General features: G+C 66.7%; 1 protein-coding gene. It reads left to right on the forward strand.

Going from position 1 to position 564, the window contains the following annotated elements; translation table 11 throughout:
* Nucleotides 1-199 precede the first annotated feature (199 nt).
* The coding region (locus G7A99_RS24130) for a DJ-1/PfpI family protein (RefSeq protein WP_163144612.1) at nt 200-564 on the forward strand (365 nt) is incomplete at its 3' end.

Raw genomic sequence — 564 nt, forward strand, 5'->3', positions numbered from 1 at the left:
GGGCCTTCCTCCCACGCGCCTTCGTCCTGGGTGGAATCCGTCATAATCCGTTCCCCCTCCAATGCGTCGCATGGCCCTTAGTGCGGCAGTGTACCCGCCCGCGGCGGCGGAGTTCGAATAACGACCTTGATTTGCGGTGGCGTCGATCCCACCCGGGCAGAGAGACGGTAGTCCCATTCACCCCATCAAGGAGCCAGCGATGAGCGAATTACTGGCCGGCAAGCGCGTTTGCCTGCTCGCCGAGGACGAGTTCGAGGACATCGAGCTGCTCTATCCGCTGCACCGCTTCGCCGAGGAAGGCGCTGAGGTCATCGTCGTGGGGCCGCGCAAGGCGACCTATACCGGCAAGCACGGCTGCACCGTGGAGGCCCACATCGCGTCGGCGGAAGCGGCGAGCCAGGATTTCGACATCGTCGTCGTGCCCGGGGGCTATGCACCGGACCGCATGCGCCGCCACCGCGAGATGCTGGAGATCGTGCGCCGGGCGGATACGGAGGGCCACGTGGTCGCCGCCATCTGTCACGCGCCCTGGGTGCTGATTTCCGCACGGGTCGTGGCGGACCG

Source organism: Arhodomonas sp. KWT, assembly GCF_010993615.1.